The organism is uncultured Aquimarina sp., from assembly GCF_947500065.1.
Taxonomy (GTDB): domain Bacteria; phylum Bacteroidota; class Bacteroidia; order Flavobacteriales; family Flavobacteriaceae; genus Aquimarina.
In genome coordinates this window covers 354,525-380,097 of record NZ_CANMQT010000006.1, presented here as the reverse complement: position 1 = coordinate 380,097, position 25,573 = coordinate 354,525, and the positions used below count along the sequence as shown (strand labels likewise).

The 25,573-nt window shown below is 31.7% G+C and carries 20 protein-coding genes and 1 other RNA gene; 9 read left to right on the top strand and 12 right to left on the bottom strand.

The window, feature by feature from the left end; all coding sequences use genetic code 11:
* Positions 1-91: 91 nt before the first annotated feature.
* From Q0975_RS18880 to Q0975_RS18870, 3 genes are all read left to right on the top strand, one after another.
* Entirely contained in the window at positions 92-904 is an 813-nt protein-coding gene (locus Q0975_RS18880) for a DUF1338 domain-containing protein (protein WP_299439508.1), read from the top strand.
* A gap of 120 nt (positions 905-1,024) precedes the next feature.
* The gene (locus Q0975_RS18875; RefSeq protein WP_366889156.1) at positions 1,025-1,516 is read left to right on the top strand and encodes a hypothetical protein; all 492 of its coding nucleotides are present in this window, start codon (positions 1,025-1,027) and stop codon (positions 1,514-1,516) included.
* Positions 1,517-1,656: 140 nt separating this feature from the next.
* Complete coding sequence (locus Q0975_RS18870) at positions 1,657-2,193, top strand: hypothetical protein (protein ID WP_299439506.1); 537 nt, start codon at positions 1,657-1,659, stop codon at positions 2,191-2,193.
* Positions 2,194-2,267: 74 nt separating this feature from the next.
* Here Q0975_RS18870 and bshA read toward each other — a convergent pair whose 3' ends face one another.
* From bshA to rnpB, 3 genes are all read right to left on the bottom strand, one after another.
* Complete coding sequence (gene bshA, locus Q0975_RS18865) at positions 2,268-3,395, bottom strand: N-acetyl-alpha-D-glucosaminyl L-malate synthase BshA (RefSeq protein WP_299439504.1); 1,128 nt, start codon at positions 3,393-3,395, stop codon at positions 2,268-2,270.
* 164 nt (positions 3,396-3,559) lie between these two features.
* Positions 3,560-4,009, bottom strand: coding sequence for a hypothetical protein (locus Q0975_RS18860; protein WP_299439502.1), 450 nt, complete (start codon positions 4,007-4,009; stop codon positions 3,560-3,562).
* 52 nt (positions 4,010-4,061) lie between these two features.
* An RNA gene (rnpB, locus tag Q0975_RS18855) (RNase P RNA component class A) lies at positions 4,062-4,371 on the bottom strand.
* A gap of 190 nt (positions 4,372-4,561) precedes the next feature.
* On the opposite strand from rnpB, the gene Q0975_RS18850 reads away from it, so the two are divergent.
* From Q0975_RS18850 to Q0975_RS18835, 4 genes are all read left to right on the top strand, one after another.
* Positions 4,562-6,367 carry a DNA polymerase III subunit gamma/tau gene (locus tag Q0975_RS18850; RefSeq protein ID WP_299439500.1) on the top strand — a complete coding sequence of 602 codons (1,806 nt, stop codon included), beginning with the start codon at positions 4,562-4,564 and terminating at the stop codon, positions 6,365-6,367.
* Between the two features lie 178 nt (positions 6,368-6,545).
* A complete protein-coding gene (locus Q0975_RS18845) occupies positions 6,546-8,588 on the top strand; it encodes a M48 family metallopeptidase (protein ID WP_299439498.1) in 2,043 nt (680 codons plus the stop codon).
* A 78-nt stretch (positions 8,589-8,666) separates the two neighbouring features.
* Positions 8,667-9,659, top strand: coding sequence for a phytanoyl-CoA dioxygenase (locus Q0975_RS18840; RefSeq protein WP_299439496.1), 993 nt, complete (start codon positions 8,667-8,669; stop codon positions 9,657-9,659).
* A gap of 133 nt (positions 9,660-9,792) precedes the next feature.
* Entirely contained in the window at positions 9,793-10,374 is a 582-nt protein-coding gene (locus Q0975_RS18835) for a tRNA-(ms[2]io[6]A)-hydroxylase (protein WP_299439494.1), read from the top strand.
* 168 nt (positions 10,375-10,542) lie between these two features.
* Here Q0975_RS18835 and Q0975_RS18830 read toward each other — a convergent pair whose 3' ends face one another.
* From Q0975_RS18830 to Q0975_RS18820, 3 genes are all read right to left on the bottom strand, one after another.
* Complete coding sequence (locus tag Q0975_RS18830) at positions 10,543-11,280, bottom strand: DUF6733 family protein (RefSeq protein ID WP_299439491.1); 738 nt, start codon at positions 11,278-11,280, stop codon at positions 10,543-10,545.
* A gap of 35 nt (positions 11,281-11,315) precedes the next feature.
* The gene (locus tag Q0975_RS18825; RefSeq protein ID WP_299439489.1) at positions 11,316-12,104 is read right to left on the bottom strand and encodes an enoyl-CoA hydratase; all 789 of its coding nucleotides are present in this window, start codon (positions 12,102-12,104) and stop codon (positions 11,316-11,318) included.
* A gap of 127 nt (positions 12,105-12,231) precedes the next feature.
* Positions 12,232-15,264 (bottom strand): AMP-binding protein, encoded by a 3,033-nt coding sequence (locus Q0975_RS18820; RefSeq protein ID WP_299439487.1) that lies wholly within the window; start codon positions 15,262-15,264, stop codon positions 12,232-12,234.
* 383 nt (positions 15,265-15,647) lie between these two features.
* Between Q0975_RS18820 and Q0975_RS18815 the strand changes: the two genes are divergently transcribed.
* Positions 15,648-16,274, top strand: a complete 627-nt coding sequence (locus Q0975_RS18815; RefSeq protein ID WP_299439486.1) for a Crp/Fnr family transcriptional regulator — start codon at positions 15,648-15,650, stop codon at positions 16,272-16,274.
* 131 nt (positions 16,275-16,405) lie between these two features.
* Here Q0975_RS18815 and Q0975_RS18810 read toward each other — a convergent pair whose 3' ends face one another.
* The 4 genes from Q0975_RS18810 to Q0975_RS18795 form a co-directional block, all read right to left on the bottom strand.
* Positions 16,406-16,963 (bottom strand): porin family protein, encoded by a 558-nt coding sequence (locus Q0975_RS18810; RefSeq protein WP_299439484.1) that lies wholly within the window; start codon positions 16,961-16,963, stop codon positions 16,406-16,408.
* A 95-nt stretch (positions 16,964-17,058) separates the two neighbouring features.
* Positions 17,059-17,958: an exopolyphosphatase gene (locus Q0975_RS18805; protein WP_299439482.1), complete on the bottom strand. Its 900-nt coding sequence runs from the start codon at positions 17,956-17,958 to the stop codon at positions 17,059-17,061.
* A 5-nt stretch (positions 17,959-17,963) separates the two neighbouring features.
* Positions 17,964-20,069 (bottom strand): polyphosphate kinase 1, encoded by a 2,106-nt coding sequence (ppk1, locus tag Q0975_RS18800; RefSeq protein ID WP_299439480.1) that lies wholly within the window; start codon positions 20,067-20,069, stop codon positions 17,964-17,966.
* Complete coding sequence (locus Q0975_RS18795) at positions 20,070-20,555, bottom strand: histidine phosphatase family protein (RefSeq protein ID WP_299439478.1); 486 nt, start codon at positions 20,553-20,555, stop codon at positions 20,070-20,072.
* 407 nt (positions 20,556-20,962) lie between these two features.
* Between Q0975_RS18795 and Q0975_RS18790 the strand changes: the two genes are divergently transcribed.
* On the top strand, positions 20,963-23,140 hold the full coding sequence (locus tag Q0975_RS18790) for an OmpA family protein (protein WP_299439476.1): 2,178 nt from the start codon (positions 20,963-20,965) through the stop codon (positions 23,138-23,140).
* 24 nt (positions 23,141-23,164) lie between these two features.
* Here Q0975_RS18790 and pdxH read toward each other — a convergent pair whose 3' ends face one another.
* Positions 23,165-23,812 (bottom strand): pyridoxamine 5'-phosphate oxidase, encoded by a 648-nt coding sequence (pdxH, locus tag Q0975_RS18785; RefSeq protein ID WP_299439474.1) that lies wholly within the window; start codon positions 23,810-23,812, stop codon positions 23,165-23,167.
* Positions 23,813-23,923: 111 nt separating this feature from the next.
* The gene (locus tag Q0975_RS18780; protein WP_299439472.1) at positions 23,924-25,546 is read right to left on the bottom strand and encodes a S8/S53 family peptidase; all 1,623 of its coding nucleotides are present in this window, start codon (positions 25,544-25,546) and stop codon (positions 23,924-23,926) included.
* Between the last annotated feature and the right edge of the window lie 27 nt (positions 25,547-25,573).

The window sequence follows — 25,573 nt, the reverse complement described above, 5'->3', positions numbered from 1 at the left end:
AAATAAAACAATAATCAATTAAATCAATTGTCTTAATAAATAAAATTAGTCAAAAATAGTATTTTTACATCAAAAATAAACAGATAAACAAATGAATTCTACACTTTTTTTTGAAGAACTATGGAAACAATATGCAAGTAAAACTCCATCTGCATATAAAGTGAACTCACTTCTAGAGAGAGAAGGAGAAACTATTTTTAATGATCATATTGCTATTAGAACATTTGATGATCCCAGGACAGATATAGAAGTGATCGCTAGACCATTTATAGCTATGGGATATAAAGAAATGGGTGAATATCATTTTGAAGCTAAGAAACTATATGCAAAGCACTATGAGCATATTGACAATCCAAACGCACCAAAAATCTTCATAAGTCAATTGTTAACTCATCATTTCTCTGATGAATTACAAACAACAATAAAGGAAATACTAGATAATTGTGATCACAATGTCTTCCATGAAGATGACCTTATTTTGAAAGGTAGGATTTGGGGAACACCTTCTTATAAAACTTACAAAGCACTACAAGAGGAATCAGAATATGCAGCCTGGATGTATGTTAATGGATTCTGTTCTAATCACTTTACAATAAATGTTAATAAATTAGAAGGATTCACCAATTTAAATGATTTAAATGATTTTCTTAAAAACAATGGTTTTTCTATGAATTCATCAGGTGGAGAAATCAAAGGAGCTCCTTCTCAGTTATTAGAACAATCTAGTATCCTTGCAGATGTAATTAAAGTTGAATTCGAAGAAGGAATTAAAGAGGTTACTTCTTGTTATTATGAATTTGCCTATAGGTATAAGGAGGAAAATGGACACCTTTTTACTGGGTTTATCGCAAACTCTGCGGATAAAATTTTCGAAAGCACCGATATGAAGCTTCAGGAAGTTTAAATGACATCTGATTCTCCTTAGGAAAGTGTTAACTAAATTAACAAAATCTTAAGCAATCTTGTCACATTAAAAAATTAGATCTAACGTTATATTGAGGTAACAATAAAAAACAAAATTACAATGATGAAGCGTATTTTTATCTTTACCACATTATTACTAGCTTCTATTTTTACTGCACAAGCGCAGGACATTTCGGAACACGCAATTGGTTTACGCCTAAGTGAAAGTGATGGTTTTTGGGCAGAGGCTACCTATCAAGCTAAATTAAGTTCTAATACCAGAATCGAATTAGATTTAGGTGTACAAGGAAGAAATCGATATAATGCCTTAAAACTGACAGGAATGTATCAGTGGGTATTTAATATTGATGGAGGCCTTAATTGGTATGTTGGTCCAGGAATCGGTGGTGGACTAGTCGATTTTGATGATGATCTTGATAATAGAGATAATTTAGAGACTTTTGGCTTTGTAACTGGAGATGTAGGTATCGAATATAATTTTGATTTCCCATTAATGATTTCGTTAGATTTCAGACCAGAAATTTATTTTGACGACTACAGTAATGATGACATTATTTTTAATCTGGGATTTAGTGCCAGATACAAATTTTAGTATATCATAAATAAGATTACCAACTAAGAAAACCCTGGACATAATTGTTCAGGGTTTTCTTTTTACAAAAAAAACAACTTATATGTTAACCTATGGATTCGATATGACACAAAAGGTAAATTTAAAAAAACCTTATAATCATGAAGAAATTATTTTTTGGAGTACTCTTAATCGTAACAAGTATTAACCTACTAGCTCAGGATATCCCTAAAAGCGCCATTGGTATCAGAATATCCGAAGGTGTTGTAGGTGATGAAGGATTTGGTCCAGAAATCACATATCAACGACAAATGTTTGGAGAACATAACCGAATTGATGTTAACCTAAGTTGGAGAACTAATTCTTTTATTAACACCTATCGCGGAGGTGGCTATTTTCATTGGAGTTACAATATCTGGGATAATTTAAATTGGTTTGCAGGCCCGGGAATTGGTGCTGGATATATTGATTTTAAAACCAGTTTCTTTGGTATAGGAATATCTAATAACAGAGATAGTGAATTCTTTCCATATGTAGGAGCGGATTTTGGAGTAGATTATCGTTTTGATTTCCCATTGCAGGTAGCCTTTAGTGTTCGCCCTACCTATGATATTCATAATATAGAAAATACTGCAGGATTTAACGATGTAGACAATTTTGGAGTAAATATCGGTATAGCAGCAAGATACACCTTTTAATTACCCTTATAGATCAATTGATTTGATTTATGTTTAGTTGTAAAGCACTATTATATTATAATAGTGCTTTATTTTTATACCGTCTCTAATGCATTTTCATACAACTCCACATACATAGGAACAATATTATCTATATCAAACCTCAATGCTTGGTCAAACGCTCCTTCTTTAAAGGTATTTAGCGTATCATCATCTTTCAGGATTCGGATTGCATTTTCAGACATTTCTTTTATATTGCCAACATCACTTAAATAACCTGAAACTCCTTCTACATTAACTTCTGGTATACCACCTGCATTACTGGATATTACAGGTACTTTATTGACCATAGCTTCTAGAGCAGCTAGTCCAAAACTTTCACGTTCTGATGGTAATAGAAATAAATCCGAGAAGCATAATATTTTATCAATCTCATTACTATTTCCTAAAAAGATGACTTTATCTTTAATTCCTAATTCTTTACATTTTTTTTCTGCAGGTTCGCGTTCTGGTCCATCACCTACCATCAACAATTTAGCAGGAATCTCTTTCTGAATATTATAAAATATATCTACAATATCCATAATTCTCTTCACCGGTCTAAAATTACTAATATGGGTAACTATTCTTTCTTCAGGAGTTGCCATTAATTCTCTCTGGCAATCTGTAAAATCAGTTTTACGCAGCGTTGCATCAATAAAATTGGGAACAACTTCTATATTATTTTTGATATCAAAAAGTCGTAATGTATCATCCTTTAGACTTTGTGAAACGGATGTAACAATATCACTATTGTTAATACTAAAAGTAACCGCTGGCTTATAAAACGGATGGTTCCCTACTAGTGTAATATCGGTACCATGCAATGTAGTTACCATAGGTATATGGATTCCTTCTTCTGCAAGCATTTCTTTAGCCATATAGCCCGCATATGCATGAGGTATGGCATAGTGCACATGCAATAATTCTATATCATACTTCTTAATAGTGTTCACTAACTTACTAGATAATGCCAATTCATAAGGTTGATACTGAAAAAGTGGATACTCTGGCACTGTAACTTCATGAAAATGGATGTTAGGGTTTAGCAGTCCAAGTCTTACAGGTTGTTTATAAGTAACAAAATGTACTTGATGATTTAGTTTAGCAAGTGCAATTCCTAATTCAGTGGCCACTACTCCACTACCTCCAAAAGTTGGATAACAAACAATAGCAATATTCATCTATTTACTTTATTTTTCAAATAGGTTAGATGGAATTCGCCAATAATCCTAGAAATTAATAACAACTCTGTTATTATGGCTCATTTCATAAATACAATTTTCTTTTCATCGCACAATGTACAAGAAAATTAGTATTGCTCCTTGTTAAAGGATTTGTAAAAAAGTTATTTGATTTTAATTAATTGAATTTCTCTAAAGTTAACTTTTTTAACATGGAACAATTTACCTCTTAAGAAACTTGGATCAGACACTTTTAATTTCCCATTTTTCGGATCATATGCACAAACTGTATATTTATCATAATCTCGATAAAAGTTTTTAACTGATCTAGGACCCGTTGCACACCTAGGCCTAGGAGGTTGATTCGTTATTCCAGGAGGTCTGACATATTCTATTTTCATAGTTCCTGTATAAGTATCTATAAAAATATTAATTCCTTCTGGTTCATTACTTTCTTCTATTTTAGAATTAACAAGATAAGTTTTGAATTTATTATAAGTATCTTTTTTAATAACCCATTTTCCTAACAATTCTTTTTTCTGAGGAATAGTTTCTTGAGCAAATACTATAGATGTAATTAGAAGAAAAAAAACAGAAGTGATCTTGACTTTCATGATGAATCCTTTAAATATTTATTCATCAAATTGTATGCCCAACTAGTAAAATAAAAAAAAGCAGATCATAAGCCGGATTCTGTAATCCGCCAATGGCGGACTCCTTATCATTTATCTAGTATTGACATTACTATCAATATCAAACCGCCTACCCTCCAACATTGAGCGCGCAACTCTTAAGCGTTGGTTTACATGGCGTTGCACCGCATAGAGTTTACCTGGTTTCACTACAGCCTTACCTGTACATACTTTCTGCTGCACTTGTCCTCATCTCACGACGGACGGGCGTTACCCGCTATGCTGCACTACGGTGTCCGGACTTTCCTCCTTGTCCCAAACTTGATTTGGGATCTTTTCATTTTACCTCTCGATAACTTTATAAGATGCCGAAACAAGTTCGGCACACGACGATAAGGTGATCTGCTTTCGGCAAAAATAGTACAATTTGCATACCATAATTCAGAAATCTGTAATATTTTTAATGTTAATAACTCGGTATAAAAACCAAAAGCAACAATTCTTTATTTCCAATCAATTTTTAACTTTGTATCGATGGAACATTTTATAGTATCTGCACGTAAATACAGACCCCAAACATTTAAGGATGTTGTGGGGCAACAAGCTATTACCAATACGCTGCTTAATGCTATAGAAAATAATCATCTCGCTCAAGCCTTATTATTTACGGGGCCTCGTGGAGTTGGTAAAACGTCTTGTGCGAGAATTTTGGCAAAAACCATTAACCAAGAAGGTCACGAAAATCCAGATGAAGATTTTGCTTTTAATATATTTGAACTAGATGCTGCTTCTAATAACTCTGTAGATGATATCAGAAGCCTCATTGATCAGGTTCGTATTCCTCCTCAAGTTGGTACATACAAAGTATATATTATAGATGAGGTACATATGCTCTCTCAAGCAGCCTTTAATGCGTTCCTAAAAACATTAGAAGAGCCACCAAAACACGCTATTTTTATTCTTGCCACTACAGAAAAGCATAAAATCATACCAACGATATTATCACGTTGTCAGATTTTTGATTTTAAAAGAATCACCGTTACTGATGCAAAAAAACATCTGATGCAGGTAGCTGAGCAAGAAGGAATAATCGCAGATGAAGATGCCTTGCAAATTATTGCTCAAAAAGCAGATGGTGCTATGCGCGATGCTTTATCTATTTTTGATAGAGTTGTAAGCTTTAGTGGAAAAAACCTTACCAGACAAGCAGTTACTGAAAATCTTAATGTTTTAGATTACGAAACGTATTTTAAAACTACAGATCTTATATTAGAAAATAATATCCCGCAACTTTTATTAGAATTTAATGAAATTCTGGCTCAAGGATTCGACGGTCATCATTTCATTGCTGGATTAGCATCCCATTTTAGAGATTTATTAGTATGTAAAAATCAAGCAACTATTAATCTTCTAGAGGTTGGTGAACAAACTAAAACAAAATATTTAGAACAATCACAAAAATCCCCCCATTCATTTCTGATTAAGGGAATTGAACTCGCTAACGATTGTGATCTCAAATACAAAACCAGTCGCAACCAAAGACTATTGGTCGAACTATGTTTAATGCAACTTGCCTCTGTTCTTACTAAAGACGGAGAAAAAAAAAATGACCAGCCCTACATAATTCCTCCTAATTATTTTAAAGAAAAAGGAATACAACCGGTTAAAATATCTCCAGAACTTAAAGAGAAAGCCGAAGAAAAAGTAGCTAATGAGAAATCCGAAGAAGCTACATCTAAAGAAACTTCTGAAGCTCCTGCTATACCCAATACAGCGGATAACAAACCTGAAGATCTATCATCACAATCCGATAATTCTGGACAAACAGCTACAATAACCTCTACTGCTACAGAAAATAGATTAACAATACAGCAAAGAGCACGTAAAACTTCTGGCTTATCTCTTAGCAGTATTAAAAAGAAAAAAGAGCACGAAGAGAAAAAGGTAGATACCATTGTAGATCCTAAAAACTTGCCAAGTGATGAATTCACAGAATCCCAAATGCAGGAATTCTGGGAAGAATATGGAAAAAAACAAGATAAAAAAGGAGAACGAATCATAGGATCTATGTTTGCAATGAATATTCCGACTCTTGTAGATGGTAAAATTTATCTGGAACTCCCTAATCAATCTATGAAAGTAGATATGGAAAGTGCACTTCCTGGATTATTTCAGTTTTTATATAAAAAACTAAATAATTATAGTATTGCTCTTGACATTAAAGTAAATGAAGAAGCTTCTAAAAAGTACGCCTTCACTCCTCAAGATAAATACGAAAAGCTTCGAGAAAAAAATCCTCTTATTGATAAACTACGAGCAGATTTTGATTTGGACATATAGTCCTTTGTGTTTTTTATAACTAAAAAAATTCAAAAAATATCCCTATTAGAATTTAGGAATGTATCCAACTAAAAATATATTTATACACTTTATAGGGTAACAATATGCTGTTCTATAACACTTACTATTGTTAATCACGATAACTAAAATAAATATCTCTTCATAAAATTAAAATTCTATGATACAAAAAGAAGTTAAATTATCAAGTGAATTTAAATCTCAAACCACAAAAGCAATAGCATCCATTATTGTGTTTGCTATCGTATATATTCTTATTTTTCTTTTTGCGGTTGCATTAACTGCTATATCTGTTTATGCAGGAATTGCTTTGGTAATACAGGTACCTCGTTTTATTACTATCGCTTTGGGAATTGGTTTAGCGAGTTTAGGGTTTCTAATTTTACTTTTCTTGATAAAATTTTTATTTAAGACTAACTCCATTGACCGTTCTCACTTAACAGAGATAAAACAAAAAGATGAACCAGAACTTTTTAATCTCATTAATGAAATTGTATCAGAGGTTGGTACGACTTTTCCTAAGAGAATTTATGTATCTCCAGAAGTAAATGCTTCTGTGTTTTATGATTCTAGTTTTTGGAGTATGTTTTTCCCCATAAAGAAAAATTTACTCATTGGAATGGGATTAGTCAACTCTACTCACAAAGAAGAGTTCAAAGCAATTCTTTCTCACGAATTTGGCCATTTTAGCCAACGTACAATGAAAGTTGGCAGTTACGTTTATAATGTTAATCAAGTTATTTTTAATATGCTATTTGACAATGAATCTTATGATAAGATGATTCAAGGCTGGGCTAATGCGAGCGGGTACTTTGCCATTTTTGTAATAATAGCAGTGAAAATTATTGAAGGAATTCAGTGGATTTTACAAAAAATGTATGGATTCATAAATAAGAGTTATTTAAGCTTATCTAGAGAAATGGAATTTCATGCTGATGAGATAGCCGCCAACGTAACTGGCTATGAGCCCTTAATGACATCATTATTAAGAATGAATTTGGCAGATCATTCTTTTAATTCGGTCCTTGGTTTTTATGAAGGTAAAGTTTCCGAAAGTATCAAAAGTAAAAACATTTTCGAAGAGCAATCTTATATTATGAATTTTTATGCTGAGGAAGATAGCATCCCAATAATTGATAGCCTTCCAAACGTGACTCAAAATGATTTAAATAAATTTAATAAATCAAAGTTAGTGATTAAAGATCAATGGGCTTCACACCCTAGTATTGATGAGCGTATTGCTAATCTTGAAAAAACAAATCTTTTTGCAATTAATACAAATAACATATCCGCTAACAAGTTATTTAATAACATCACTCAGTTACAGGAAAATTTAACCGAAAAACTATTTGCTAAAGTGAATTATGAAAAAGAACCTGTATTCAATTCTTTAGAGTCATTTCAAAAATCTTTCAAAGAAGACTTTATAAAAAATTCCTTTTCGAAATTGTTTAATGGTTACTATGATGTAAAAAACCCAATTCATTTCGACTTAAATACAATTTCAAATGAGTCGAACAATCTAACTTTAAATGAATTGTTTTCCAATTCCATTGTAGATCTTGCGTATTCTGAAATTGCCATAGAAAATGATATTGAAACAATTAGCAAAATAGCATACAAGACAATTAAAATTAAATCTTTTGATTACGATGGAAAGAAATACCATCAAAAAGATAGCATCAAATTGATGGACCAATTAAAAGTAGAATTAAGTAACATTCAGGAAAGTCTTAAAGAAAATGATATTTCCATTTTTAGATTTTTTAAAAATAAAGAACAACAACCAGGAAAATTACAATCGCTTTATACTGAATTATTCGCGTATGATAAAGAATACGAAACTAAAATCAGCCTATACACCGAATTATCAGACAAATTACATTTTATCAGCTTAACCACTCCTTTTGATCAAATACGATCAAACTTTAGAGCAATTCTCCCAAAAGAGATGCAATTAAAAGAGCATATTAAAACTCTTATGAGTGATATCAATTATACATCAGAAATAACTGATGAAATAAAACTTAATTTTGAAGCATACATTTCTGAAGATTTACAATATTTTGCAGGTGAAAATTATAATGACAAGAATTTAGAAATACTTTTTATTGCCTTAAATAATTATGCATATCTATTATCCAGAGGGTATTTTTTACTTAAAAAACAGTTGTTAGATTATAAATTATTATTGATCGATTAACATAATTAATTTATATATATGATATCATCAGATTAACTATCTTAGGCTTCAATTTTTACCATTATTAATAATTGAACCATGGATAGCGCTATACCAAAACCTAACATCAAAAAATTAACTACGCAACTCTTAAAAGAGGATATTTCTGATGAAGAAAGTATCACTATTATTAATGAGATCCACGGATATTTTAATGAAATAACTTCTATTTCTGGATATGACATGGAATTTAAACATTTAGCCGCAGTTCCTACTGCTAGTGGTATGGCTTTATCACTCAATCACGCTGCCCAATGCTTATTAGATTATAAAAGAACAAGTAAATTTTTAAGAGGTATTGTAAAAGCTATTAAAGATATCCAAAAAGGAAAACCAAATGAGACAGTCAATATATTCTATGCTGGATGTGGTCCTTACGCTCCTTTTATCAATTTAGTAGCACCTTTATTTGATCAATCAGAAGTACAATTTTCTGTTTTAGAGATCAATAAAGATTCTCTGGATTTTGCAAAAAAACTGATTACAGAATTAGGGCTATCAGACTACATTAAAGAATATTATCTAGCAGACGCAGTAACTTTTACAATACCGAATCCAGATACGTTTCACATACTATACAGCGAAACTTTAGATGCTTTATTATTTAGAGAATCTTATGTCCCTATTCTAGCGAATATGCTTCCTCAATTATCTAGTGACGTTACATTAATTCCAACTAATGTATTATTAAAAGTAGATGTAATTAGTAATAACATTAATGATGCATCTTCAGATATTACAACACAAACCATTTTTGATACTCGTGAAGCTATAGCTTCTATAGAAATAGAATTACCGCAAGAATTACCTTCTAAAGAAGTGATCTTTGATGCTACAAAAAATAATGAATCTATTATCATTGATACTGAAGTACATATCTATGAGCATCTAAGATTGACAAGAGGAGAATCTTCATTGACAATACCTTACGAGATTGCTCTGGAAAATCCGTTACCATATCAAAGTATGTCCTTTGCGTATCAATTAAAACCACAAGTTGGATTGAAATATGAGTTTAATAAAAAAGACTAGTAAACAAATTTCTTTTAAAATGTTAAGGTTCTTAATTTCAATGGTTTTTGGTTTCTATTTTTAAGAAAGCCAATTAGTTTAAGAAATTGCAAAACGCTAATTTTGTTATATAGTAATTCGCAAAAAATAAATCATGTTAGGCTTAAAACTTCCAACAGATCCCAGATGGGTAAACATTGTAGAAAAAAATATTGAAGAAATCCTTACTGATCACGCCTATTGCGAACAAAAAGCAACTTCGACAGCGATATCACTCATTGTAAGTTTCCCAGAGTATACGGAACTGGTTCAAGAGATGACCAAACTGGTAAAAGAAGAGATTAGTCATTTTAAAATGGTTCATGATAAAATTATAGAAAGAGGATGGACGCTTGGTAGAGATCGCAAAGATGAATATGTTATTCAATTAGTTACCTTTTTTCCAAAAGGCGGTAGTAGAACAACACAATTAGTGCATCGCTTATTATACGCTGCATTAATCGAAGCTAGAAGTTGTGAACGTTTCAAACTACTATCTGAAGAATTAGAAAATCAAGAATTAGCAAAATTTTATAAAGACCTTATGGTAAGTGAGGCGAATCATTATACTATGTTCCTTGGTTTTGCAAGACAGTATGGTGATCGAAAGGAAGTTGATAAAAAATGGGAAGATTTACTTGTTTATGAAGCTGAGATTATGAAATCTTTAAGCAAGAAAGAATCTATACATGGATAATAAGTTTGTTTTATACAATATATAAAAATTCATTTTTTATAGAAAACGAGACTACCCATAGTAGGTAATCTCGTCCCTATTATACCTCATACTATTATCAAATTATTTAAACAAATCGGCTTATAACAGTACTTGATATAATTAACACCTCTTTAAAAGATGATTTTTTTATTTTAAAGGTATAAAAGCAGATACTTTATAGAATTCATCAGAAGCTCCAACATCGGTAACAAGATTTGCTCCCGCAGAAAACCTAAACGATATACCACTATCTAGTTTTAATTTGATTGATCCTCCTAAAAACCGATATACCTGTATGTTATCATCTGGAAGGGTGTCATCTTCAAGCCCCATAAATGCTAACTCTTCAAAAAAGGCTCCTAAAACTACTCTTTCACTTACATTAATTCCTGGTGCTGCCCAAAAAAGAAAAAGATCTCTGGTAGATATATCTTCTCTATTACGTAGTGATTTATAATAAGCAATATATGCTTCAATATCAAAAATGCTATTGTGATAAGCAACAAAAGTATTTGGTATAACAGCTTCTCCAATTAGTGTACCGCCAACTGTTGAAAAGAATTTACCATGAGCAAAGCCAACTCCCGGATTTAAATATAAATTACCTTTCATTAATTTAAATCCCAAACCTATGCCTGTTTCCAATAACTGATCACTACCGGATTGCAAATTACCAAAAGAAGTATTCGTCCAAAACATACTATAGAAAGTGATATCAAAGTTTTTGTTAGTTTCAAAACTTCCTAAAAACAAAGGAGAAAAACCAGCTACACTATTCTGAATTACTTTTACGGCTAGGGTTGCCTTTTTTTTATTTTCTTCTTGAGCTTTTATGCTACAAAGAGTGAAGCAGGTTATGATACTAAATATGATTATATTTTTCATGATTAATTTATTTAAAGTTTAAAGAGTGATCGATATTATAAGTTTATGAGTTGTTCTTGATCTTGTGTATTAAAATTTGGAGTACGTTTCTCGATAAAAGCACGCATACCTTCTTTTTGATCCTTTGTACTAAATAACGAGTGGAACATTCTACGTTCATACAAAATACCTTCTCGCATTCCTAACTCAAGAGCTCTATTGACAGATTCTATAGCTAACATTACAGATGGCTTACTATAGGAAGCTATTACATTAGCTATCTCCACTACTTCATCAATAAAATTAGGTGATGGAAAAACGCTTGATACTAAACCAATACGTTCTGCTTCTGAAGCGCTGATACTACGACCAGTTAGAATCAGTTCCATAGCTTTAGGTTTACCAACAGTTTTTGTTAATCGTTGAGTACCCCCTATTCCCGGAATTACACCTAGTTTAATTTCTGGCTGGCCAAATTTTGCATTCTCAGACGCATAAATAATATCACACATCATTGCAAGTTCACACCCACCTCCTAATGCGTATCCAGATACAGCAGCTATTTTTGGAGTTCTTATCGCTGTAAACTCTTCCCACCTTGAGAAGTAATCTTCATTATACATATCCAGATAAGATTTATTTTCCATCTCTTTAATGTCCGCTCCTGCGGCAAAAGCTTTTTCTGAACCTGTAATTACAAAACACCCAACTTCGGGATTTTTATCCATTGTTTTCATTACATCCACTAACTCTAGCATCGTTTCTGTATTCAATGCATTTAATGCTTTTGGTCTATTTAGGGTTAGCATAACAACCCTTTCTTTATGTTCTATTGTAATATTCATTTGTTTAAATTTTAAACATAAACAGCCTCTATGATTATGTGCTAAGACATATCATTACAATTTATGTGCATTAAAAAAGTTTTGTTTTAGTACTGGTTTGTACTAGAAATAAGGTGTATTCATCTAATTAAGAATCCCATATAGCTCCGTAAGCAGGAATACCTCTACTTTCCATACCATATACAACTTTCCAGGTAAGCTTTTTATTAGAAATGCATATGACCGCTTCAGCATCAAAATCACTATAAACCTTATATGCCAATTTTACCATATCAGGTTTTCCGTGTGTATCAGTATCCCAAATAACGGCATCGGGTTGAACCTCTAATATTTCATCCACTAGAGCATCTCCATACGTTTTCCTTGGATTTCTGGTAGCCCAAACTAGTTTAGCCGGGACTTCTTGTGATAACAAATGTGGTAAACAAGGACCAATTCCACTTCCAGTAGCTATCCATACCACTTTTTTGAAAAGTTTATCTATATTACCTACACCTGCAGTAGTGATACCTTTTACCCAAAGATGAGAAGGCATATCATCAATTAATTGACCTGTCCAATCTCCTGCTCTGGAAATAGTCAATCTAAATCCATCTCTCCCAGGTTCTGGAACATTTGCAAAAGAATGCCATTCCATTAATGGATCTCTACTAATTGTTGTAGATGATCCTGCAAAAGGGGTAACACCATAATTAAACCTTGCTAAAATCACGTGATTAGACGGTCTAGTAATATCTACTTTTACTTTTTTTAATCGAAGCCAAGGCAACATAATACTTAATGTGATAGTGCTTAGCAGCCAAAAACTAGAAGATTGATATATATATTCATGTGATGATTGTAAATTATGAACTAAAAACATCTGAATCCAAAATAGCGCTAATGCAAACCATCCTCCAAATCGATGTGTTTTTTCAAAATTATTATGATATTTTGCTCGCATTTTTGGCAATGCCATTACAATCATAAATATCAATATTCCAGTAATTAATGCTGTTATCCAAAGAAGAGTTATACTCTTAACGTTTATACTTACTGGATTGAAAAAATCATAAAACACTGTTGATAAAAAAGTTGCAAACCAAATTGATCCGCTAACTGTTCCTCCAATATGAATTCCCCCAAAATGATATATTTTACCAGCCCTTCTTCTTATAGATAGGGGCCAATGAAGAGGTATACTAGTTGCCATCCAAAATAATAAATTGATAATATATTGTTGCCTAATAACAATACCTATTGTAAAATTAATAAGTGCCGCTTTAGATAGTATATCCAGTCTTATATTATCCGGCCGCCACCAATCTCCAATTACTACCCCATAAACGAATGCTCCTATATTTACTAATATCAATAATGCGAACAAACGATAGTAATGCATTAATTTTTCTCCTTTCCATATTCTAGAAATATATTTTTTTCGAGGAGGTAATAGTATTTTTTCAAATTCTGGTAAAGCACCCTCTTTTTTTTCAGTAAGAGTTTTAGAGTTTTCCATAGGGTTTTTGCTGGGTATATATGGCAAAACTTCTTTCAATTCCTCTAAATGGTTTATTTGTTTCAACAGCTTTTGCTTATCAATTTTACCTCTATTAGTCTTTGGTAATTCTTTCATAGAAATAACTATTTTAGGCACGCAATAATATGGGAGTGATGAGGCAATAGTCTTTTTTACAGACTCGCTATCCACCTCCTCAGGGCTTACAAATGCTACTAAGGTTTTGTTATCCACTTTTAATGTCACCGCTCGTTTACTGCCGGGCATTTTTTCAATTATTGATGATACCGAATCTAATTCTAATCTAAATCCACAAATTTTCACTTGATCATCCGTTCTACCAAAATGTTCCAAAGTTCCATCTTTTGTCCATCTTCCTAGGTCTCTTGTTCTAAACATCTTATGTCCATTACCTAAAAAAGGATCATCCCAATAACGTTCATCCGTAAGAGCTTTATTACCAACATATCCTTTGGAAACACAATATCCTCCAGCCCACATTTCGCCAATATCGCCTATTTTACAAGGTTCCATATTTTCATCTAAAATATAGACCGTATTATTAGGCATTGGTACTCCAATAGAAAGTATATCATCTGTATAAAAAAATCGTAGGGCTGTATTAACAATTGTCGTTTCTGTAGGACCACAAGAATTATAAAAAGCACTAAATTCTGACCACTTTTCTGCCAAAATTCTAGGACAAGGCTCCCCTGCGACCGCAACAACCTTAACATTTTTACATAAATTCACATCCAGTGAACTTAAAATGGTTGGTGTTGATATCACTATATCCACTTCACTTACGGTTTCCTGAATATTTTTATTTCTAATTACTAAAGTAGCACCGTTTGTTAGAGCTCCAAGAATTTCCCAAACAGACATATCAAAACTTATACTCAATATTTGACCAACTTTAAGACCTGGTCTCATTCCTAAGTTACCTGGATCTGTAAGTAACATATTGCATAAATTACCATGGGTAACTTGTACACCATTAGGTTCTCCAGTAGTTCCTGAGGTAAAAATAATATAGCAAACATCGTTTTCTGAAATATCGATTTCAGGTAATTCTGGAATACTTTCAAATTCCTGTACTCCTTCAATAAATTCATCTATTAATATAGTTTTCAACTGAGAATTAGAGGGAAGTAAATTTTTAAACTCAGAAATACTTAATATTACCTTTATTGAAGCTGATTTTATAACATGTTTCAATTGTTCATCAGGCGTTAACCCTATATGTTGGGGTACATAAGCTGCTCCTGTTTTAATAATACCTAATATCCCTATAATCATAGGAATTGATCGTTGAATGAATAATCCAACGTTATCACCTTTTTTAACTCCGTTTTCTATTAACTCTAAAGCTAACAACTGAGCTTTTTCATTCAATTCCTTATAGGTTATTGACTCTCCTCTATGACATACTGCTACCTCATTAGGGTTTGCTTTTACCTGTGCTTCAAAAGCATGATGAATGCAACGATGTGGTATTCTTGTTATCGGACCTTGCCCAAATCTTTGAAAAAGATATTGATCAGAAAGCGATAAGTTACGTATCGCTTCTTCTGAAAAAGAATCCTTATCTGTAATTAGAGAAAATCCATTAACTCCGTGACCTACTGCTTCAGAAGTATCACGAATTATTGTGGTTCCCATGACTATATCTACGGGTTAAAAGCAAATTGAATTGAATACTTTTTACTTCTGTAAAGACAATAGAAATAACTTCTGATTGTCTCAAAATGATTGAATGATCTAATTTTTTTCGACTTCATAATGTGTTAATTAAATGAGGTTAATATTGTTATATATAGAAATCGAAATTATCGTTGGATGAGGGTTAATCATATAAAAAAACGAACACTAAATTTTGTTTTTTTTGTTACTAAACACTTATTAATTATTGTTAAAACGTAAAAAGAATGTGTTAATATGATAATATACAATCATATTTATTGACAATAATTCATTTTATTAACAGTTTAATATTAAATTTTTGTTAATAATTTAAAATGAACCCCAACTCACACAAGCAATACTTGAACGTTTTAATCAAAAACGGTCATTATAAAAAAAGGACTTACAATAAAGCAGAAGTGATATTACCTAAAGCACGCAGCTCTGATAAAATATATTATATTAAGAAAGGATATATAAAAGCATCCTACATTAGTGAAAAAGGATATGAAACAATTGCTATTATACTTATTAAAAATCAAGTCTTTGGTATAAATATATATTTCTATAGCACCTATTCATACTTCTCATATTCATCTATTAATGATAGTGTTATCTATGAATTTGAAGTTGAAAATTTATCGAAATTAAAAAATACTGATACTTGTCTAATTCCTTTATTATTATTAGGCGAAGAATATTTTGAAATGGAAAAGCGTATTAGAATTCTGAACCTAAGGTGTGCTAAAAAAAGATTAGCTCTTAGTTTAATCGAATTACAAGAGAAACTTAGTTGCCTCTCCAGTTCTTCTAACCACGATGACATAAATTATCCATTTAATCAAAATGAATTAGCTGATTACACAAGAACATCAAGAGTAACTACTAATAATTTTCTAAATGAATTTAAAAAAAAATCCTTATTGGAGTATAAAAATCAGCACCTTTTTCTAAAGAAGGACTTTTTTAGAATGTTTGACCTTCAATAAAAATTTTTACATTCTATAAAGACTAGTAATTAGATTTTACAGGAAATGATAAGCTACAGGATAAAATTGATTTCATAAAAAAAACCATCCCTTAAGATGGTTTGTATATTATAAATCTATTTAGTGCAAATCTATAACCTGTACCCAACAGATAACTGTATATTTCTACTAGTTCCATCAATTTCGATAGAAGAACCATCTTCATCAAAAACATTGGATAAACCAAAGGCATATCGTAAATCAACAAAGAAATTGTCTGTAATATTAACTCCTATTCCGGCGACACCTGCAAAATCAAAGGTGCTGAAATCGGTAATATTAGCTTGATTATCTTCCCATTCCCATATCTTAATTCCGGCTTGAGGTCCTAATTGAACATTAAATAGGTCTGTTATATTATATTTCAAGATAATTGGTACTTGAAGGTAATTGACACGTAAATTTTTATCTTTATTTCCTTGTCCTGAATATTGAAATTCAGGTTGTAATCTAAGTTTTTCGGTTAGCGCAAAATCTGCTAAAAAACCTACTAAAACGCCTATCCTACTTTTGTCAAGATCTCCGGTAATATCATCAGAGCTAATAGAGCTTAAATTTGCTCCTATTCTAATTCCGTATCTTGATTCTTGAGCGTTTACGGCAACAATTCCGATTAACAAAGCACATACTAAAAGTAAAGTTTTATTCATAGCATAAGTATTTATTAGATATTTGGTTACTTGGACAATTTAAGACAAAAAAATCATTTTTTTATTTTTTCTATTCAAAAAAGGGAATTTTCCGCTCAAATTTCATGTAATTTTTCACTGTATAGAGATTTTATGATTCCATCAGAAAGACCAATTTTTGGAACAAAAATCTCTCGTGCACCACTCCATTTCATAGCAGATAAATATATCCTTGTTGCTGGTAATATAACATCCGCTCTATCCTGATTAAGATTAAGCTCCCATATCCTCTCTTCATAAGACATCGAATTCAATAAATCATAATAAGAACTTAGATATAGGAACGAAAGTGGTTTCCCATTGCTCTTCCCACTGTTTTTAAATATGTTATTAATATTTCCTCCAGAACCAATTAATGATAATCTAGAATACCCTTTAGTTGTTGTTTTTATCCATTCTTCTACTTCATTCCACATACTATCAGAAACTACATTATTAAGCAATCTTACCGTTCCCAGCTTAAATGATCTAGAAGCTATTGTTTGACCATTATGATACAATGTAAATTCAGTACTTCCACCTCCAACATCAACGTATAAATAGGTGGCATCAGAATTAATCAAATCATGTAGATCTGTCATAGCTATAATCGCTGCCTCATTGGTACCATCTATAATATCAATCTGTATTCCTGTTTTTTCTTTAATCAGGTTCGCTACTTCTTTACCATTTTCTGCCTCTCGCATTGCTGATGTTGCACAGGCTTTATATCTAATCACTTTATGAGTTTTCATCAAAAGTTGATATGCCTGCATAGCATCAATCATCCTAGTAATATTTGTATCGGAGATTCTATTAGTCAAAAAAACGTCTGCACCTAACCTAATTGGCACACGTACAAGACTGGTTTTTTTAAACCTAGTAGTCTTTCCCTCTTCTTCGTGGACACTACTGATTAATAATCTAACTGCATTAGAACCTATATCAATGGCTCCATATTTTTCTATAGTCAACAAAATATTTAATTTCCTAATTTTCTTAAATAATAGTCATATGTGGCTATCTGAGATCTCACTTTCGCATTATCGTTTCGAATATACCCATTATCTTGATTTTCTGAAAGTTTTCGTGCCTTCACATTATCGCTCCAACAAATCTCGAAAGTATCCTTGAGCTCTTCTTTAATATCATCATCATAAATAGGGCACGTTATTTCTACTCGTCTATCCAAGTTTCTTCTCATCCAATCTGCTGATGAGATAAATACTTTTGGGTCTCCTCCATTTTCAAAAATCAAAAGTCTTGGATGCTCTAAAAATTTATCGATTACACTAATTGCTCTTATATTTTCACTCATTCCCGGAATTCCCGGAATCAAACAACATATTCCTCTAATTATTAGATCAACCTTAACACCTGCATTGCTTGCTTCATACAATTTATCAATCATTGAATAATCACTAAGACTATTTAATTTTAATTTAATTCCAGCAGGCTTACCTTCTTTACTATTTTTTATTTCATTTTCTATTAGTTTCACCAAGGAACCTCTGGTATAGTGTGGTGAAACAAATAAGTGCTTATATCTACTTACTTTATAATTGATTTCAAAAAATTTAAATACTTTATTCGTTTCCTTTAAGATAGCTTCATTAGTAGTAAACAAAGTGTAATCAGTATATATTTTCGCAGTAGATTCATTAAAATTCCCTGTACTTATAAAGCCGTATCTTTTTAGTTTACCTTTTTCTTCTCTCTCAATCACACACGCTTTGCAATGAACTTTTAAGCCAGAAACTCCAAAGATCAGATTTACACCTTCTCTTTGCATTTGTTCGGCGTAACCTATATTAGCAGCCTCATCAAACCTTGCCTGAAGTTCTATCTGCACAGTAACCTTTTTACCATTTTTGGCAGCATTAATCAAAGAACTTGCAATGTGCGAGATATTTGCTAATCGATAGATCGTAATTTTAATCGTTTTTACCTTTGGATCAATTGCAGATTCTCTCAAGAATTTTACGGTATATGAAAAGGTATGATAGGGCGTGTATTGCAAATAGTCCTTTTTTGCTATTTTATCTAACAAACTTCCTTGCAAACTAAGGCCAGGAATCGTTAATGGCAGTAAAGGTTGATATACTAACTCTTTTTTACCCAAATCAGGAAAGTTCATATAGTCTCTACGATTATGGTATCTACCGCCAGGAATAATACTATCCGCATTATCTACACCCATTTTTTCCATCAAAAAATTAAGTGTATCCTTATCTAAGTTTTTATCATATACAAATCTAACAGGTTCACCATCTCTTCTGGATTTCACACTGCTTGAAATTTTTTCTATAAAACTTTTACTAAAATCGTTATCAAAATCAAGCTGCGCATCTCTCGTAATTTTAATCATATGTGCAGAAGCACTGATATAATCAAAGATACTAAAGTTGATTTGCATACAATATCGTATCAGATCATCAAGAATAATAATGTATTTCTTACCTTCTTTTTCTGGTAATACGACAAACCGGTCTGTATTCTTCGGGATCTCAATTAGCGCATAGATTTTTTCCTTTGTTTTTTGCTGTAAAATTTTAGATAATTTTCCTTCTTTAGGTACACTATCTTTTAACACTAATTTCACAGCAAGATATGCTACACTATCCTTAAGATGTGGAAACTTATCTAGATCATTAAGCATATATGTAACCAGTGCAGGACTAACTTTATCTACAAAATATCTACGTATAAAACTATCTTGTTCAGCAGTCACTTCATTTTCATTAATCATAAAAATGTCATGTTCTTTCAGTTTTTCACCAATTATACTAATGGTTTTTAAACTTTCAGACTGCTGTTTAATTACAATTTTAGTAATTTGTTCCAACAATTCACTTGCGGTCTTACCCTTAAGAACATTTTTTCCATCTCGACCAGCAAGGTCTATCCTCTTAATTGCCGCATACCGTACCTTAAAAAATTCATCCAAATTATTAGAAAATATCCCAATAAATCTTAATCTTTCTAGTAATGGAACACTATCATCAGCAGCTTCTTGTAATACTCTAGCATTAAACTGCAACCAACTCAATTCTCGATTAATATACCTATTCGACTGATTATATGTCATTTACCTTAATTCTTTTGGAAAAATAGTTAGTACGGTTTTTCCTACAGATATGTCTTTCCAATTATTTACATCAAATTGGATACCTACAACTCCTGCAGTAGGCAGATTATCTATTACTTCACTACCATAAAGGTTTGCAATAGAAGTAAATGCGTGATTATGCCCAAAAATCATTAAAGTATTCACATCTTCATCACAACTTTTAATCACCTCTATAACCTGATGACCATTAAAATCATAAAGTTTTGATTCCAAACTAAATATATCATCGTCTAAATCAAGGTTATCTAAAATGATCTTTGCCGTAGTTTTCGCTCTTTCCGCATCACTACTTAACACTTTATCTACAGGTTTTATAAGGGTTTTCAGGTTCTTTCCAACCAAATCAGCATCTCTTAATCCCCTATTATTAAGGGGTCTCTCATGATCTTGTAGATCAAACTCCCAAGAAGATTTAGCATGTCTAATAATATATAAAGTTTTCATACTTCAGGAAAATTTTAATCAAGATAGATTTTACATACGCAAGTTTAAGAATAAGCATTTACAATTCTTAGTATAATATCAAAAAAAAACGCTTCCGTGAAAAAAATGTTTAATAACAAAACATTTCCAACAAAACAAATAAAGTAGATGGTATATCATAATTTTTTGTGAAACAAAACATATAAAACGATGAAAATGAGCTAAATAATAACATGCATTTAATCGGTAAAAGTGTATTTTATATCGAAAATAACAGTTTTTACTTACATAATCAAATGTTAAAATTTAAATTTACCTACGGTTTCCCCTTAAAATGAAGACGCACACCCTGATTATTTAAATACAATTTAAGGACAAAATTTAAGGACAAAATTTAAGTTAAACATATAGGGAATAAAAAAGGAAAAGTGGAAAAAAATTTAAATCAAATAATAAATCTTAAAAAGGTTCATTTTAGCCTTATCATCGGTATATTATATTTTTCTTGTAATATATATGGTCAGGTAGAAGTGCCTCTTGAGAAAAGAACAGAGTTTACTATTAAAGGAGACTTTAAGTTTGTTTCTAATACTATTTTAGGAAAAGTAAGTAATGATGATGGAACTGATCCTTTTAACCCAAACAAGAGCTATAATAATGGTGGGTTAAATAATCAATTTAGAATGGGCTTTATAGATATTGATAATGACCCATCTACTTTTAATTCTAGTAGTGCAGATTTAAATATTAAATCTGGTTGCGCTTCTATTAAACATGTAGGTCTATACTGGACTGCTTCTTATGCAGATGAAGATAGGAAAAATGATATTACTTCCATAAAAATTAAATATCCAGGTGCCGAATCTTATACTTCTATTACAAATGGTCAAGTAATTCATGATTATTATAATGACTCTAAATCCTTGTTTAAACAATACTCTTGTTATAAAGATATTACCAATGAAGTTATAAAACTAGACAATCCAACTGGAACTTATACAGTCGCAAATATTCCTGCTACTACTTCGGAAGTTAATGATGATGCCACTTTAGGAAATGGTCTTGCTGGTGGCTGGACAATGGTAGTTATTTATGAAGATAACTCAAAACCCCGAAAACGTTTTTATGTGTATGACGGTTTTGTAAACATTGATTCAAAGGCTAAACCTGTGGAGTTTTCTTTTGACAACTTCCAGACAATTCCAGAAGGTGCGGTACATGGAAAAATTGGAGTAATATCTTATGAAGGTGATAAAGGAATACGTGGAGATCGTTTTCAGGTAATGTCTAATGAAACTAATAAATATAAAGGTATCACAGACAACACCAATCCAATGAACAATTTCTTTAATGCAAACATTACGGAAAATGGAAAGAATGTTACTAGCAGAGTTCCTGCTAGTCAAAATACATTAGGATATGATGCTGACCTATTTGATATAAAAAACCCAAGAAATAGTATTATAGGTAACAATCAAACAAAATCAAGTTTTAGATTGCTCACAGATAATGATGGATATTCTGTTATGGCAGTGGCATTTAGTGTAGAAATATATGAGCCGGCAATACAAATTATAAAGAGATCACGTTATACCGATAACAGTTTTGTTTTCCCTAATGATATGGTTGAACCTGACCAGGACATAATTTATAGCCTTACTGTTAGTAATGATGGTAATGATGATGCGAAGAATACGATTATTAAGGATATACTCCCAGAAAATGTAATTTTTTCTAAAGAATCTATCATTCTTCCTTCTAAAAAAATCAAAGTAACATATAATAAACCTTCTAGAACATTAAGTTTCTCTGTACCTAATAAGATGGTAAAAATTGATAGTGAACCTTTTGAAATTCGCTACTCTATAAAGGTAAACACTAGTTGTGATCTATTAAATGAAATGGGAGAAGTTACCATTGTAGATCAACCGGTAATTGCAGAATTTAATGGTTCTCTTAATGAAACAAAAAAACATTCTAAAGGATACAATTATATGAATAAATGTAACCTTCCGGATTATTATCAGCTTAAATTAGCTATTGATATGAGTGGTTTAAATTGTCCTAATGCAAATACAAATTTTGCAGATAGAACAAAAGAATTAGATAAAAATATTGTTGAAATAAACACATCAAACAGGTCAGAAAACACAGAAAGTACAGGGATCAATAATAACGATGTGGTTACAACAGAGCGAGATCCAAAATCTGGATTAAATTCTAATATAAAACTTAGTAAAACTTTAAATGATCTAATCAAACTAAATGAAATTTATTTTGAATTTGATAAGTGGGATATTACCGAAAGAGCGATCGTAGAGCTTGACAAGGTTGTATCACTTATGAATGAAGAGCATCCAGACATGATCATTAAAATAGAGACACATTCGGATAGTCGTGGAGATACTGATTACAACTTAGCATTGTCTCAAAAAAGAGCTGAATCTATCTATAAATACTTATTAAGTAAAGATATTTCTGAAAATAGAATTTTATCGTACGTTGGTTTTGGAGAAGCTAAACCAGTGAATAAATGTGAAGATGGTGAAGATTGTTCTGAAGAAGAATATCGCAAAAATCGCAGATCTAGTTTTGTTATTATGTAATTAGTTTTTTTTTGCAGTTATTTATCACGGTGATAATCTATCAAAATTCCATTGGTTTTCATTAGCTATTATATACCGTATTCTATCATGTAATCGATTAGGTCTACCTTGCCAGAATTCAAATTCAATAGGTTCGACACAATACCCTCCCCAAAAGTCGGGTTTTGGTATTTTTTTATTGTCAAAATCCTTTTCTAATGATATAAGTTTTTCTTCCAGAATTTCTCTTGAACCTACAATAACACTTTGATCAGATGCCAATGCGCCTAATTGACTTCCTCTTGGACGAGATTCAAAATAGTCGATACTTTTCTTCTCAGATATTTTGTTCACCTCTCCTTTGATTATGACCTGACGTTCCAAATTAGGCCAAAAAAAAGAAATACAAACCTTATTGTCATTCGCAATAGCTTTTCCTTTTTCAGATTCATAATTGGTATAAAATACAAATCCATTTTCATCAAATTGTTTTAACAACACAATTCTCGCCTTAGGAAAACCATCTAATCCCGAAGTTGTTAGCGTCATCGCATTAGCTTCTTCTACTCCACCTGCTGCTTCTACTTCTTTAAACCAATCAGAAAATAACTGAAAAGGAGATGCTGGTAACTCGCTTTCTTCCAAAGCCTTTTTATCATAGGATTTTCTATAATCGGTAAGATCTCTATTCATTAAAAAAAGAGTTTTTTGATTAAATAAACAATCTTGTAAAGGTATACATTTTTGATTTTAAATAAAGGATCAAAAACAACAGTTCTAATCCTTTATTCAATAAAAATGATCCTATCTTTTTAACAACATAGTATGATACAAGGAGCTAGTCCCTTCTATTTTATACCTAACAATATATAAACCATTATTTAAATTAGAAACGTCTATGGATGACATGGTTTCTCTAAATTCTTTTACTAATTTCCCTGTAGTCGTGTAAATAGATATCGATGTAACCTTTATATCAGAATTGGTTTTAAAATGTACTACATCCTTGGCAGGATTTGGGTACAAGAAAAATTCATTATTAGGCTGACTAGGTAGGTCATCTATAGAAAGTGTTTGGTCATTCATTAATGCTTGTAAACTTTTAAACAGGTTTAATCGTCCACCAGTAGTTGTTATATTCTCTAAACTAGGATTGGGGTCAACATTATCTAAAATATATCCACGCACTTTTATTGCTGCTTCTTCCGGATTACTTATAGCCAACTCAGCAAAAGTATTACTAGGAGCAGCATACAATAAAGCTATAGCACCTGCTACGTGAGGTGTTGCTCCAGAAGTACCTCCAAATCCCCCATAACCGCTTCCAGAAGTTATTGTATATGCATTTTCACCATGCGCACCAAGATCTATAGTGGTTTCTCCATAACCCGCGAATTGAACTTTTTCGTCATTTTGATTCATATTAGTAACTGATATCAGAAAATCACTCGGACATGCCGTTGGCAAATCTCCTACCACGTCAATATTTTGATCATCGTTAATTGTTGCACCAGCATTCAAAATTCCAATCCGTCCCAACTCATCATATAATGCACACCATAATGGAGCATCGGCCGGTTGGCCAAAATCAACTCCCCAAGAAGCATTTGTAGCAACTACAAAAGCGCCTTTTGCTCCATTGGTATCATTGTACAATTTCCTATTATCTAATATGTAAGAATACGCTCTAATAACTTCTTCTTCGACACCCGTTCCCCCATCTATAGCCATTATTTTTACATTCCAATTCACTCCAGCTACTCCAAGATTATTATTTCCTTTCGCTCCTATTATTCCGCTAACCGGAGTTCCATGTCCCAAATCTCCAACGTTGTCATCATTAGTTGCAGTATTCCATCCTTTTACATCATCCACATATCCATTTTCATCATCATCAATATTGTTTCCTGCTATTTCTTGTGAATTCATCCAAATATTACCTTGCATATCTGGGTGATCGAATTGTAACCCATCATCAATAACCGCAACTACTATTTCATGACCATTAGCAGTTGTACCTCCTGTTGTAATATCCCAAGCTTCATCTGCATCAATATCTTTATCGTTTGCTTGAAAATATTGCCATTGTCTATCATAATCAGTATCATCGGGAATAGTAGCTCTCTTTTTAATAATATGATTTACTTGAACGATTTGCGTATTTTCATTTCTCGATACATTTTTTAACACGTCTTCCATTTTTATTGAATTAGCATCAAAACTGTATTTCCAAATATTTAATGATTTTGAAACTAAAACCGGATTACTTAATTGCGTATTTGATTTTTTAAAATCTTGTAAAAAAGCTTTAGCTGAATATTCTTTTTGAAGTTTAACTAAAACTTCTCCAGGAACATATTTTTGTTGTTGACTAAAACCTAAATGGAATACTAAAAAAAATAGAAAATAGAATGATATCTTTTTCATTGGTAGTTGGTTTTAAAAGTTATTAGA